Origin of the sequence: Neobacillus sp. FSL H8-0543 (assembly GCF_038592905.1) — a bacterium.
GTDB lineage: Bacteria > Bacillota > Bacilli > Bacillales > Cytobacillaceae > Neobacillus.
The window spans coordinates 1459682-1473521 of the sequence record NZ_CP151943.1; the positions used below are offsets into that span (position 1 = coordinate 1459682).

Here is a 13840-nt window from a genome sequence, read left to right on the forward strand (position 1 = left end):
AACAGGGCTTTTTCAAACTAATTAACCATCAAGTAGCACTCGTACCAGTCGTACTAGAGTCCTTTTAGTTTGTTAATAACACTAGTAAAGGTAGCTGAGATTTCTGTACCTAAAGTAACAGCAACAACTGCAACTACTACTGCAATTAATGCAAGAAGTAACCCGTACTCAGCCATTGCTTGTCCTTCTTCTTCCACAACTAAGTTTTTCATTTTTTGTAACATTTTGTTTCCTCCTAGTATTTTTTAGTTTTTATTGCGTTCTATATTTAGAACTTGTATTTAATATATAACGAACCGAAAGATTTGAAAACGTCCATTTTCGTTCGTTTTAGCGTATTTTTATATACCTTTCTCTCTTTTTCTCTCTAATTCTCTTTTTTACTTAGTTTCTCGTTCTTTCAAAAGAACATTAAGTTTAATATAATGAACGTATAATAGATTATCTATAGAAGGAGCGTTACTATGGAGGAAATGGTTGTTACTATCCCTTATCAAATTAAAATGGCTGATTCATTTTTTAAAAGATTAAGAGGATTAATGTTTCGAAGGGATCCTATTAAGGATGAAGGGCTGTGGATTGTGCCTTGCAATGCAGTGCATATGTTCTTTATGAAGTTTCCATTAGACATTGTTCTTCTTAACGAACAAAATGAAGTGATTGAGATACATCATAGCTTAAAGCCCTGGAGAATGACTAAACCAGTAAAGGCAGCATACTCAACCTTAGAACTTCCAGCAGGTTCTGTAGAAAAATTAGGAATAAACATTGGTAACATAATTCAATGTTCGGTTGGAGAATAAATAAAGTGATTCCTATAAATAATGGTCAGAAACTCAACCACCTCTCCGAGTTTCTGACCTTTTTTTATTATTTTTCAAAAATTAGAAATAAAAGGTTATTACTCCTACCAACATGCCCCTTCAACATGATAATATATCTGTATGCTTAAACATGAACCTACATATATTTAACCTATGTGTTTCAGTTGCAGGAGTTGAAGTACTTTTGATAAGTTTAAGAGAGAGAGAGATTTATGTTCAGGGGAGGTGCGTTTCTACATGAAAGATAAGCTGGTTACGTATCTGAGGGAGAGTTTTTTTCAGCCAATTACATTCGTTATGTTTATCTTGTTTATTAAAATTACAGCCTTTCAGGTGGTCATTTTCGATAATAAATCGATTGTGCATAATTTGCTAGTGGAATTTCCGATGTGGGCACTGCTGTTAATGATACTAATGATGGTTTTTAAGAAACGTACTTGGTTGGCCATTTGGATTTATAGCTTGATTCTGTCGACACTTTTTGTTGTCGTCATGTATTACACAAGGTATTTTTCAACCGTTCCATCCTATTATGATGTAAAACAAATTTATCAGTCCAATTCAGTCGGTGGCACGGTGGCGCTGCTTGGTACTCCCTACGACTATTTGTTTTTCTTAGACGTGGTGCTAATCCTTCCGATGGTTTGGTATTTTTCAAGATTTTCTAAGCCTATCACACGTTCTGGTGCGAAAAGCTGGGCAATCACATTTAGCTGTGTGGGGCTGATCATGACGATTATTGCTTTTCGTTATCCGTTAATTGATGTTTCTTACTTTGCAAAGAAGCATGGGTATATTCAATCGCAAATCGTGCAAGTGTTTGAGCGCAGCATTGGCAAGGCTTTTGCAACGAATGACAATTTGACCGATAAGGAACTAGCGAAATTAAAGGGGAATGACTTTGTTCCTTTTACCGAGCATGATACCTTCGGTTTGGCGAAAGACCGCCATGTTTTTACCATTCAGGTAGAATCCTTGCAAGAGTTTGTCATCAATCAAAAGGTGAATGGTCAAGAAGTCACACCTAATTTAAATGCACTGCTTAAAGAAAGTGCCTATTTCGATAATGTTTACCAGCAAATCGGAGCAGGGAATACATCGGATGCGGAATGGCTGATGCATACCTCCCTTTATCCTGAAGGAATGGATCCAACGGTCAATCTCATTGATGACAGCGAGGTTCCTTCGCTTCTTCGTACATTAAGTAAAAATGGCTACGGAACGGCCACCTATCATGCCGATGACATAACCTATTGGAGTCGTGATAAATTATATCCGGCCCTTGGGTTTGATTATGTTTTTACAAGTGATGAAATCCCTGACGAGGAAGAAATCGGCTTTGGTCCGCCGGATGAAGTATTATTTAGTTTTGTTGAATCACAGCTACCATCACAATTGAGTAACCATGAAAAAATGTACTCAAATATTATTACCCTGACAAGCCACACTCCTTTTGAAATGCCTGATGAATTTGAGTTTCTGGACTTGCCGGAAAAATACGAAGGAACTTACGTCGGTAACTATTTACAATCGATTCGGTACACGGATGAACAAATCGGACTGTTTATTGAACAGTTAAAAGACCTTGGTATTTATGAGGATTCCGTCGTGCTTATCTATGGTGATCATTCTGGTTTGCATGGTGCTCCGGTTACCGAACACGATCAAGTACTGTTAAAGGAATTGCTGGGGCATGAGTACAATTTGCAGGATCGCTTCTTGGTGCCTGTTCTGTTTACCGTACCTGGTATCTTTAACGGGGAATCCTCTTCCCATCTTGGCGGGCAAATTGACCTGATGCCAACACTACTGAACTTGCTTGGTATCGAGCATGATGCACAAATGATTGGCCATAACTTATTTCAATATAAACAAAATCTGCTTGGGATGAGGTATTACCTGCCGGGCGGGTCGTTCATCAGTGATAAAATGCTCTATACGGCACCGAGTGCAAAGCTTCCCGCATCTTTATATGATCAAAAGACGATGAAGAAAACGAAAAATACAAATAGAATGCAAGAAAAAATCGACAACACCTTACTAATTATGAAACACTCCGATTTTATAAGAACCGAGCAAACGAAAGAGTAAAACAACAGCTGGACCATTATTACGGTCCAGCTGTTGTTTATTTTTTGAAACATTTAGCCATTAATCTCCATTGTTAATGATTCTCATTATGAGAGGTCGCCCTTCCTCTAAAAACAAGCTACTTTCAAGAGGATTCTTCCCCCTTTTTAGAGCTAGGACGTCTGATTCCGCTGGATTCGGTGTTTATTCCGCGGAAATGTTCATGTATTCCGCGAGGTTAGCGCCCAATTCCGCGGAGTTCACAAGTTATTCCGCAAAGTCCATAATTTGTTCGGTCCAGGACTCCACAATACCGGCTATAAATTCAAAAAAATGCTATCCTCATTCCCATTCAAAGGAAAAGAGGATAGCATTTTCTCGTTTTATTTATTTATCTTCTTATTAGCTTTACCAATTTCTTGTGAACGCTCAGGCAGCCAATTGTCTAAAATTTGATTTAATTTCCCGCTCATTGCCAGCGAGACATGACCTGATTCCACAAGCTGATAGGTTTTATCTTGGCTGGAGACTAAATCCATCAATGGCAGACTCTGCTCTTCAGGGATAAGTTTGTCGTTGCTAGAGCTGACAACTAATAGATTAGTATGAATATTTTTCAAATCAACTTGTTTGCCATGGATGGTAAACTCACCTTTAACAAGTTTATTATCCTGAAAGAGATCCTTCATTAACTGACGAAAGGCTCCGCCGGTTAATGGAACATGGCCAGATGTCCATGTATTCATCCGCCGCCATTTCTCGACAAAACGCGTATCATAGGACCGAGATAAAAGTGTTACATAGGGACCGTAATAAACAGGTGATGTGGTCATCCTAAACATTGCCTCGACGTTTTCGGAAGACATTATCCCATTCACATCTATGAAGCGGTCCAAATTTAACCTGCCATCCTTTAGTCCTTCCGCCCATGTTTCTGGCATGGCCGCTACACTAAAGTCAATTGGGACAGCCGCGACCACTAAATTTTTTATTGGTTCTTCTGCAATCGATGCATACATTGCTGCAATTGTACCTCCCAGGCAATAACCGAGAACAGTAACTTCCTCCGCACCAGAATGTCGTAATGCCCGTCGAACCCCTTTCTTAATATAATCTTCAATATAATCTTCAATATTTATTTCTTTATCCTCGTAGCCTGCGATACCCCAATCTAATAAATACACATCATAGCCGCTATTTACTGATCTCTCCAGCATGCTTGATCCTGGTGCTAAGTCGAGAATCGTCGCCTGATTAAATAGAGAGTAAATAATAAAGATCGGTACTTCGTATTTCTTTTCTACAGCAGGATAATGCCATAATGTAGCTTTGTTTTTTTTCCAGATCGATTGTCTCGTGGTATGCTCAGTCTTAGGTTTTGGACCGTTAACGGCATTTAAAAATCCGTTCCAGCGTGCTGTTTCCTTTTCAAAATCAAATGAATAAAGCGGATTATTATTTCCCGTACCTATTGCCAAAATGTTTTCCTCCTCTATAATCCTTACAATCATGCCGATTCCAGATTAACTTGCTGATTTATCCTCGTTAATCAAAGGAATACTGGTGTTCACCTTCTTCTCTTTAAGAATGATGGCGCAGACAGCCGCTATCGCAGAAATAATCGCAAAGAAGATGAAAACTTTGCTAAAGTCCTGTGTTCCATTTGCTCCGACGGTAACTAAATAACCGGCAACAAGTGGAGACACGAAAGCACCCATCTGACCAATTCCATTCGCTAATCCCGTGGCACTTCCAACGACTTCCTTTGGATATAATTTAGGCAAATAAGCATAAATGGAGCCGAAGTTTAGATTAACAAAGAATCCAACGAGCAATAACAGGGTTAGTAACAGACCTGTATTGCCTTTTTCAACAGCACCAAGCATCCAGAGCACAGGAATACTTCCGATATAGCCAATCAAAGCAACAGGCTTCATTCGATGAACGACTTTATCCATCATCCATCCCCCGAGCATCATCGCGAAGAAGGCAACAATATATGGAGCGGAGGCGAATAAACCCATCTCCTTAAGATTTAATCCATGCTGTGTAACCAAAAAGGAAGTTAACCAGGTCGTTGTTCCCCAGTAAACTGCTAACTGACAAAATAGACAAATCGTAAATACATAAAAATTAATATCTTTCAGGAAGACACCATAACTTTTTCTTTTTTCTTCTTTTGACATCTTTTTAACTGGTGAACCGTTATCTTCCTCAATATCCTGATCCTTACTCAATTTCCCTTTCGCAATCATTTCCTTTGGTGAATCTGCTACAAAACGCCATAATAAGAGGATTCCAATCACACCTGGAATCGCAAGAACATAGAATACCGGTCTCCACTCCCCAGCAAAAAAGGTGAAAGAGATACTAGTGACGATAACAGGGACGATGGCAGGGGCAACTGCCCAGGAAGTGGCAAAAAACGAAACGGCTCTTCCTCTTTCTTTACTAGGAAACCAGTTATTGATGGCTCGAATCGCCGGAGCAAAATGATGCCCTTCCCCAAGCCCTAAACCAATGCGGAGCGCTATAAACTGGGAAAAGTTTTTCACGGCACCTGTTAGCGCCGTAACAAAGGTAAATACGGTAATAGCAATATACATAACCTTTTTTGCGCCAAATTTATCAGCAAGAAATCCTGCACTGATTTGGGCAGCAGCATAGGCAAAGAAAAACACTGAAGCAAGTTGACCTACTTCTACAGGCGTTAAATTTAAATCCTTCTGAATGAATGGAAGAAAAGTCAAAACGGCCATTCTATCAAAATAATTAATAATATAAACTAACCATAGAATGATTAGAACTGCATAGCGATATCCCCATGCTTTTTTTACAATAGTAGACATTTCTTCTCTCATCCTCTCTTATTTAACGCTGGGTATATTTTTCAGCGCGGTTTTTAAAATTTTCCCTGCCGGATTACGCGGTAATTCAGAAACCAATTCTACTAGTTTCGGAACTTTATAATTTGCTAAATGCTGTGCAACAAACGCTCTTACTTCTTCAATATCAATGCTTTCATCCGCCTTAGCTACAATAACCGCTTTTACAATTTCACCAAAGACTGGATCTGGAACACCAACTACTGCCGCTTCCAGTACTTGCGGATGATTATAAAGGACATTTTCTACTTCAATCGAAAATATTTTTTCACCGCCACGGTTGATTAAATCCTTTTTCCGATCGACGATATAGACGAAACCATCACCATCAATTTTTGCCAAATCACCAGAACGCCAATATCCATTAAGAAATGAAGTATGGTTGGCAGTCTCATTGTTCCAATAGCTTTCGACGACCATTGGCCCTTTAATCAACAATTCACCAACTTCTCCGGGCAAGCAGGGCTCATCTAGCTCATTTACCACGATCATCTCTCCAACAGGTACAGGCAATCCGACTGAATCGACCTTCGCTGCATCATAAACCTGCGGCATGATTGTGGCAGGTGAGGACGTCTCCGTTGCTCCATAAGCATTGTGCAGGTAGGCATTGGGAAAGTACTTCTTTAATTTATAGATGGTTTCGGTTGACATTGGTGCCCCACCATAGGCGATACAATTGACTTTTGGATAACTATTTAATGAAAAATCGGCATGAGCCATCATCATAATGTAGATGGTAGGGACGTTGAACAAAAAGGTTATCTCTTCTTCCACCGTTAATCGGATATATTCCTCTGTTTTATATCTGGTCATAATAACCGAAGTTCCGCCAACCCTTATCATATGGAGGAACTGGCCAATCAAGCCTGTGACATGAAAGAGCGGAACAGCAATTAATGTTCTTGTTTCGTGATTGGACTGTAATACCGATTGATAATTAATCGAACTGTGGATGGCGCCTAAATGACTGCCGACTGCACCTTTTGGAAGACCAGTTGTACCAGATGTGTACATAATAAATAAAGGGTCATCCTCCGACACATTAATCTCGACCACGGTGGAGGGCTGATCTAAAATTTCAAAAGGCAAATAGTCTTTACGTTTAGCCGTTTGATCTCCAACTAAGAAAAAGTATTGAACTTCTAAGCTGGAATCTTCATCCCTCATGTTTTCAACCTTTTCCAGGAATTCATCATCTACAAACAAGAGTTTGCTACCCGATTGTTTAATCATGTAGGAAAGCTCTTTTTCTCTTAATCTTGTATTTAATGGAACGACAATGGCCCCTATTTTTGCACAGGCAAAGATCAGCAGACAAAACTCAATACTATTCCCTAATAACAAAGCAATGCGGTCTCCTTTTTGAACACACATGGAGTTTTGTAAATTGCCAGCAATCTTCTCTGCTTTATCAACCATCTCTTTATACGTTAAGCGCACTTCGTTCCTTACTATCGCTTCGTGATCAGGGCATTTCTTGGCACTCGCTTCCAGCATCGCAAATAGATTTTCTGGTCGGTTCTCAAATACTTTTAATTCACGGTTAAAGTGGGTTTCTTTGATGATATTCATCGTTACACCTCCTTTAGGTTTATTTCCATTATCGTGCTGTCCAGCCGCCATCCACATTTAATACCTGGCCAGTCACATACGCTGATGTATCAGATGCCAAGAAGACGACTGGTCCCACAAGGTCTGAGGTTTCTCCGATTCTTTTTATCATGGTAGAATTTATTATTTTTTCCGATCTTTCAGGATCAGAGAGCCACTCTTTCGTCATCGGTGTTGTGATATATCCTGGCCCGATGGAGTTTACGGTAATATTATGGGGAGCTAATTCTTCAGCCCATACCTTTGTCAGCTGGTTTATACCACCTTTAGTCGCGGCATAGGATGTTTGAAAGGGCATTCCAACTGTTCCTAAAATGGAAGAGATATTGATGATTTTTCCATAGTTTTGCTTAATCATCTGTTTGGCACAAGCTTGTCCAACTAGAAAAATTCCTTTTAAATTGACCGTTAGAACTTGATCCCAATCACTTTCTTCCACTTCAACTAGGGGTTTCCGGATATTCATTCCTGCATTGTTAACTAAAATGTCCAGCGACCCAAACTGATCAACAATTTGTGCAACCAGCTGCTCCACTTGATCCTTTTTCGTAACATCACATGAAATATAGGAGGCATCCAGCTTTTCTTCCTTTAACTGTGATACAGCCTGCTCCCCTTCTTCCTGCCCGCGACTGGAGATAACCAGTGTTGCACCATAATGCCCTAAGGCTTGCGCCATGCCAAATCCAATCCCTTTACTTCCTCCCGTAATGAGGGCTACCTTTCCTTTTAGATCAAATGTTGGCATATTCATACCTTCTCTCACACCTTTTCAGAATTTTGTAGGTTTGTTATGTACCCAATTATTACTATTGCAATTATTGTGCCAATTTTATGTATAATCAGATAATATACAATAGTTCGACACTTGTTGACAAAAGTACTCAAATTTTTCATGATATTTACAGTTTAAACATTATTAACTTGAAATTGCCTGATTTGGGACAATGAAAAAAAGCCAACGGATAGACGTTGACTCATAGATTTTGTCCGTTTTGTGATTCCTTTTTTCATCAAAGCTCTTTAATGCCACCGCAGTTAATATAAATTTTTTCTAAAAAAACAACCTCTATTAGAAAACAACCTTCGTTATAGACCAAGCTTTTGCATTTTTTTTACAAGCGCAGACTGACTGATTCCTAATTCTTTGGCGGCACGTCGGGTTGTTTTTGATTCTTCCATATGCTCCTTTATGATCTTTCGTTCAATATTGGCGATAATTTCCTTAAGCTTCCCTTTTTCTGATTTTCTACTCTCATTATTTTGACACATACCCGGAGGCAAATCCTTCATGGTTATTTCATCATGATCCGTCGTTACTACCAATCTCTCGATTAAATTTTCCAGTTCTCTAACATTACCTGGCCAGAGATATTCCTCAAAGTAACGAATGACTTCCGGGTGAAATTGTTTGTTTAAGCGATATTTTATATTGTATTTATTTAAAAAATAAAAACCAAGCGGCACGATATCGGCTTTCCGCTCTCGTAAGGGCGGCACTTTTATGGGCACAATATTTAACCTGTAATAAAGGTCCCTTCTGAAATCACGTTTGTCGACCATTTCCTCTAAATTCATATTCGTTGCGGAGATGACTCTTACGTCAATTTTGAAGCTCTTTCGCCCGCCAACACGCCTTATTTCAAATTCCTGTAATACTCTTAATAGCTTCACTTGAAGATCGATAGGCATATCGCCAATCTCATCTAAAAAAATCGTCCCCCCGTTTGCCTGCTCGAATAGACCAGGCTTGCCATTACTGTTTGCGCCTGTAAAGGCACCCTTTTCATAGCCAAATAACTCAGACTCCAGCAGGTGTTCAGGTATTGCTGCACAGTTTACTTTAATCAGGGGTTTATCTGCTCGATCGCTTTCCTGATGAAGGTAATTTACAATCCCTTCCTTCCCGACACCTGACTCGCCTAAAATTAGGACCGTTGAGTCAACCTTTGCTACTTTTTTTGCAAGATGGAAAACCTTCATAATTTCCTGACTTTGCGCGACAATTCCATCCAGATGCATATGTATTAATTCTCTTTTTTCAAATTCTTTAATTTCGCTCATATACCTTTCAGTAAGGAGCTTAGATTGATATAATTCGGTTTTTATATTATTTAAATCCGATATATCTCTTACATTTGTGACAACATAGGTAATTTCTCCGTTTTGATTGAATACAGGATTACCAGTTACTAACAGTTCCTTTCCCTTAACAATCTGAATGATCGTTTGAGGCGTCCTTTCATCTAAAACCTTCATCGTGACGGATTCAGATACAACTCCCGTTTCCACTACCGTCTTCATGCTTTTTCCAAGTAGTTCGTGACTTTGAACATCGGTAATTCTTGAGTACGCTTGATTTACCATGATTCCAACACCTTTGTTGTCAGAAACGTAAATACCATCGTAACTCGACTGGAAAATCGAAACTAAGATATGTTCAAGCTCTGTTTTGTTCACACCATTCTTTGTCATATCTTCAGAAATGAAGATGTCTTCACTCGTAAACAGCCTTTCCACTCGAGTTCCTCCCTTAATACCTGTTGATAACTTTTTGAATCAAAAATTCGCATTGATTCGATTTGTAATCATTTATAGTATAAGTATTTCTCTAACTTTTCCAGATTCCCTTTTATTTTTGGAAAAATAGGAATTTTCTACTATTCTTTAATTGACTATATCAAACTATTAATGGCGACTTTGAAGAGAATTGGATAATTTGAGGGCTGGCCTGTCCGAACCTGATGCGACTTCGAAATACAGGTGCAGGAGCAACGTAATATAAGTTCAAAAATGGGGTGAGTGATCCAATCAGCAGATAGAATGATGATTTTGGCAGATAGACCAACGAAAAAGGCAGATAGAACGATCAATTTGGCAGATAAGAGAAACTTCGGGGGGAAAAGTAAGCCCCAAAGTACGTGATTATACTAATATAAAAGAAAAATCCCAAGATAAAAAGTCTTAGGATTTTCATACCATCATAAGCTACTCAGCATATAGCCTAGACCTGGATAGGTAATAATATATTCGCCCTCTTCTTGTAAGAGGTCCTTTATTTTCCGTCTAATTCTTGCAATTCCTACTCTTATATATTCTACATCATCACGGTATTGCGGACCCCAAACCTCTGACAAGAATGTTTTATGCTCGACAATTTTATCAATATTTAGTGCCAATATTTCCATAACGGAATATTCCGTTTGGGTTAGCTTTAATTCAACATCACTGATCCAGCATCTTTTGCTGCCTACATCAATCGTAAGTTCACCTGTACGAACAATAGGTGACTCTTCTCGATAGGATTCGCCTAATCTAGATTGACTCCGACGCAGTACGGCATTAACTCTCGCGAATAGTTCATCTAATGAGAATGGCTTTGTTAAATAATCATCAGCCCCGGCATTCAAACCCACCACTTTATCCTTTGGGTTGCTTCTTGCTGTAAGCATGATTACCGGAACACTACTAAACTTTCTGAGTTCTTCTAAAATATAAAAACCATCTTGGCCTGGCATCATAATATCAAGTAGGATGAGGTCTGGTGAAATAAGATCAAATTTCTCCAATAGTTCTTCTCCTGAACCTAATGATGTTACTTCATAGCCGACTGATTTCAAGTTTGCTGAAACAAACCTCAAAATTTTCGGTTCATCATCAACTAAACAAATCCTTTGATTTTTCATACTTACTCACTTCCTTTCAATACAGGAAAAAAGAGTGTGAACGTGCTTCCTTTCCCTACTTCACTAGTCACTTCTATTCTTCCTTCATGCGCTTCCATTATTCCCGCACAAATAGCAAGCCCCAAGCCAGTTCCACCTGTTCTCCTGGTTGCAGTTACATCAACTTGGTAAAAGCGATTAAATATATTTGTAACATGATCAGCAGAAATCCCTATTCCATTATCTGAAATAGAAATCGTTATGAAATCATCGTCTCTATCCAATGTAATATCAATCTTCTTTACCTTGGCATCATTATAGCGCAATGCATTTGTAAATAAATTAACAAGAACCTGCTGCACTCTCAACTTATCAGCATAAAATGTGAAATCGACTCCTAAGTGATTATGATAGTGAAAAATCGCATCTTCTCGTAATGCCAGAGGAATTTGTTCTATTGACTTTCTAATTTGCGGATCAGCCACAATCATATTTCGTTCTATATACAATGACCCGGATTCAATCTTCGAAATATCCATCCAATCACTAACTAGATGCTGAATTCTTTCAATATCCTCATGTACTCCTTCTAAAAGCTCCAGCTTAAAATCAGGATCCCACTCTACATCAGAACGAAGTAATGTCTCAACACTTCCTTTGATATTGGTGATTGGCGTTTTAAACTCATGGGAAGCCAAAGAAATTAAATTATTTTTTAATGTATCAATCTCTTCTTCCTTCGTTATATCTCTAAGGAGCAGACCTTCTCCAATAATAGCGTCATCAAGCATAACAGAAAACTTATGAAGAATATAATACTTTGGTTTCTTTGGTTTTTGCTTGTATTCTAATTTTAGATCACCCTTTTCATCCGTGAAAAAGGCAAATAGCTCCTCTTTATCAATATCAAATAATTTACTGAATCTCCTAAAAACATCATCAAGATTGGCTAACTTATACTCTTGATCATTTGAAACAACATTGAGGAAGAATTCATTGATATATTCAACTTCTTTTTGATTGTTAACAAGCATTAATCCTTCTGACATACTTTCTAAGACAGCCTTTAACACGGCATGTTTATGACGAATGGTTTCAAATAAAAATTTATTTTGCAGCATAACAGCTAATGAACCAGCAAAGGTATTAAGAAATTCCTGATCACTTGCCGTGATTAATTGATCACTCGGCAAATCAACAATTAAAAAGCCTTTATGATTTTTTTCAATTACGATTGGTTCAATATGCTGTTGAACGCCCCTCATATGCTCTTTGAGGTAATCCAATAGGTTTTGTTTTGAATAAATCCTCTCATTCGTCACAGCTAAGTCTTGAAAAAAAACATGGATTGAATAGTCCATAAAGGGTTTAATTTCTCTTAAACAATGTTGAATAAAATGAGCTAAGTCTTTATCAGTAGAAACAGAGGTAATTAATTTATTTACCGCCTTCAGCTCTAAATTCTTATTTTGCAAAATAGCCGTTCTTTCTTGAACTCGCCCTTCAAGCTCCTTGTTTAATTTCATTAATCCCCTTCTATTTTTCTCAACCTCATCAATCATCTGATTAAAATGGAAAAAGAGTTCCTTCATTTCTTGTGGGCCTTGTATCTTCTTTGTTAATGACCGCTTTTCTTTAAAGTCTTTTGTGTAGTCTTTTATATAACTAAGTAAATGACGAATGGTCTTTTCCAAGCGATTCGTCAGAAAAAAGCTTACGAAAACCAACATAATGGCGGTTAGTAGGAAAAATACAATAATTAATATAACGGCATTTTTATACGCATTTGTAATGGCCTCTGTTGGTTTATTAATCCATACAGTCCAGTCTAAAGTATTAATTTTTTCAAAGGTCGCAAATACCTTGCCTGGAGGATCTTCTAGCTTGATGAAGCCACTCCCCTGCCCTTTGTGAGTCTTTTCACTCTTCTGGACAATATCTGAATGTGTCAGATTTACTAGCTCTTTCCTCGTATCAACGAAAGGACTAACGATGACATTTTTCTCTTGATCAATGACCAACGCATAGCCTTCTTCGCCAAAGCTTCTGTTTTTAATATGCTCACCCAATGCATTCAAATCCAAAGCACCAAGTACATAACCAATCATTTCTCCTTCGCCATTGAGGATGGGGGAAACAATTGTAACTAATAATGTATTTGTGCCTCCCCGACCATGGAATACTGGGGATATAACGGTACTTCTTGTTTTTAACAATTCTTTGTAATAGGATCGATCATTAAAGTTAAGATTTTCTCTTCTTTCCCCATTTGTATATACCTCTGGGTAGAAAACCATCGATTGACCTTTACTATCTCCTACATATAAATTAACAAACCCTGTGAAATTCGATTTTATATCCTTAAGCTGCTTTTGAATTCTATCATGATCCCCACTTTCAAAGGCTTCCTGAATATGGAGTGCTTCTGTTTGGATAATCTTTTTATGCTCTAAAATATAATTGCCGATATAATCGGAAAGATATTTTGTCGCTTCTGCTTGGCTCTTTTGATTTTCTTTTATTAAGGAGGATAGTTGGTAGATTTGCAGGCTTCCTAAGATAACAATTGAAAAAAACGCAATCGTTAAGAAGGAATAGATGAGTTCTCTTTTTAAGGAACGGGACCTTCTCATTTTCTCCTTCCTTTCTGTGATTAACTCGTTTCGTGCATTTTATAAAAACGAAATGAAAAAAAAGGCACCTGCTCTGACTTTAACATAAAACTAAGCGAGAACAGATACCATATGTTTTTATTTATTTTGTCGTTACTACTAAAAATCGA

11 protein-coding genes are annotated in these 13840 nt (G+C 38.1%); 3 read left to right on the forward strand and 8 right to left on the reverse strand.

Features of this window, described 5'->3' with window-relative positions:
- Positions 1 to 53: 53 nt before the first annotated feature.
- Positions 54 to 224, reverse strand: a complete 171-nt coding sequence (locus NSS81_RS07725; RefSeq protein WP_342432925.1) for a Flp family type IVb pilin — start codon at positions 222 to 224, stop codon at positions 54 to 56.
- A gap of 240 nt (positions 225 to 464) precedes the next feature.
- Between NSS81_RS07725 and NSS81_RS07730 the strand changes: the two genes are divergently transcribed.
- Together NSS81_RS07730 and NSS81_RS07735 are read left to right on the forward strand one after the other, a co-directional pair.
- Positions 465 to 803: a DUF192 domain-containing protein gene (locus NSS81_RS07730; RefSeq protein WP_342432926.1), complete on the forward strand. Its 339-nt coding sequence runs from the start codon at positions 465 to 467 to the stop codon at positions 801 to 803.
- A gap of 258 nt (positions 804 to 1061) precedes the next feature.
- Positions 1062 to 2915, forward strand: coding sequence for an LTA synthase family protein (locus tag NSS81_RS07735; protein WP_342432927.1), 1854 nt, complete (start codon positions 1062 to 1064; stop codon positions 2913 to 2915).
- 362 nt (positions 2916 to 3277) lie between these two features.
- Here the strand turns inward: NSS81_RS07735 and NSS81_RS07740 are convergent, their stop codons facing one another.
- The 5 genes from NSS81_RS07740 to NSS81_RS07760 form a co-directional block, all read right to left on the reverse strand.
- Positions 3278 to 4372, reverse strand: a complete 1095-nt coding sequence (locus tag NSS81_RS07740) for an alpha/beta fold hydrolase (RefSeq protein ID WP_342432928.1) — start codon at positions 4370 to 4372, stop codon at positions 3278 to 3280.
- Between the two features lie 45 nt (positions 4373 to 4417).
- A complete protein-coding gene (locus tag NSS81_RS07745) occupies positions 4418 to 5743 on the reverse strand; it encodes an MFS transporter (RefSeq protein WP_342432929.1) in 1326 nt (441 codons plus the stop codon).
- Positions 5744 to 5761: 18 nt separating this feature from the next.
- On the reverse strand, positions 5762 to 7354 hold the full coding sequence (locus tag NSS81_RS07750) for a class I adenylate-forming enzyme family protein (RefSeq protein ID WP_342432930.1): 1593 nt from the start codon (positions 7352 to 7354) through the stop codon (positions 5762 to 5764).
- A gap of 28 nt (positions 7355 to 7382) precedes the next feature.
- Complete coding sequence (locus tag NSS81_RS07755) at positions 7383 to 8141, reverse strand: glucose 1-dehydrogenase (RefSeq protein ID WP_342432931.1); 759 nt, start codon at positions 8139 to 8141, stop codon at positions 7383 to 7385.
- Positions 8142 to 8482: 341 nt separating this feature from the next.
- Positions 8483 to 9913, reverse strand: coding sequence for a sigma 54-interacting transcriptional regulator (locus NSS81_RS07760; protein WP_342432932.1), 1431 nt, complete (start codon positions 9911 to 9913; stop codon positions 8483 to 8485).
- 282 nt (positions 9914 to 10195) lie between these two features.
- Here NSS81_RS07760 and NSS81_RS07765 point away from each other — a divergent pair, with 282 nt between their 5' ends.
- Positions 10196 to 10318: a hypothetical protein gene (locus tag NSS81_RS07765; protein ID WP_342432933.1), complete on the forward strand. Its 123-nt coding sequence runs from the start codon at positions 10196 to 10198 to the stop codon at positions 10316 to 10318.
- Positions 10319 to 10374: 56 nt separating this feature from the next.
- Here the strand turns inward: NSS81_RS07765 and NSS81_RS07770 are convergent, their stop codons facing one another.
- Positions 10375 to 11079, reverse strand: coding sequence for a response regulator transcription factor (locus NSS81_RS07770; RefSeq protein ID WP_342432934.1), 705 nt, complete (start codon positions 11077 to 11079; stop codon positions 10375 to 10377).
- A gap of 2 nt (positions 11080 to 11081) precedes the next feature.
- On the reverse strand, positions 11082 to 13691 hold the full coding sequence (locus tag NSS81_RS07775) for an ATP-binding protein (protein ID WP_342432935.1): 2610 nt from the start codon (positions 13689 to 13691) through the stop codon (positions 11082 to 11084).
- Positions 13692 to 13840: the final 149 nt, after the last annotated feature.

Coding starts and splice junctions, on each gene's coding strand:
- NSS81_RS07745 (WP_342432929.1), bottom strand. CDS start 5,743: ATGTCTACTATTGTAAAAAAAGCATGGGGATATCGCTATGCAGTTCTA.
- NSS81_RS07755 (WP_342432931.1), bottom strand. CDS start 8,141: ATGCCAACATTTGATCTAAAAGGAAAGGTAGCCCTCATTACGGGAGGA.
- NSS81_RS07735 (WP_342432927.1), top strand. CDS start 1,062: ATGAAAGATAAGCTGGTTACGTATCTGAGGGAGAGTTTTTTTCAGCCA.
- NSS81_RS07725 (WP_342432925.1), bottom strand. CDS start 224: ATGTTACAAAAAATGAAAAACTTAGTTGTGGAAGAAGAAGGACAAGCA.
- NSS81_RS07770 (WP_342432934.1), bottom strand. CDS start 11,079: ATGAAAAATCAAAGGATTTGTTTAGTTGATGATGAACCGAAAATTTTG.
- NSS81_RS07750 (WP_342432930.1), bottom strand. CDS start 7,354: ATGAATATCATCAAAGAAACCCACTTTAACCGTGAATTAAAAGTATTT.
- NSS81_RS07730 (WP_342432926.1), top strand. CDS start 465: ATGGAGGAAATGGTTGTTACTATCCCTTATCAAATTAAAATGGCTGAT.
- NSS81_RS07775 (WP_342432935.1), bottom strand. CDS start 13,691: ATGAGAAGGTCCCGTTCCTTAAAAAGAGAACTCATCTATTCCTTCTTA.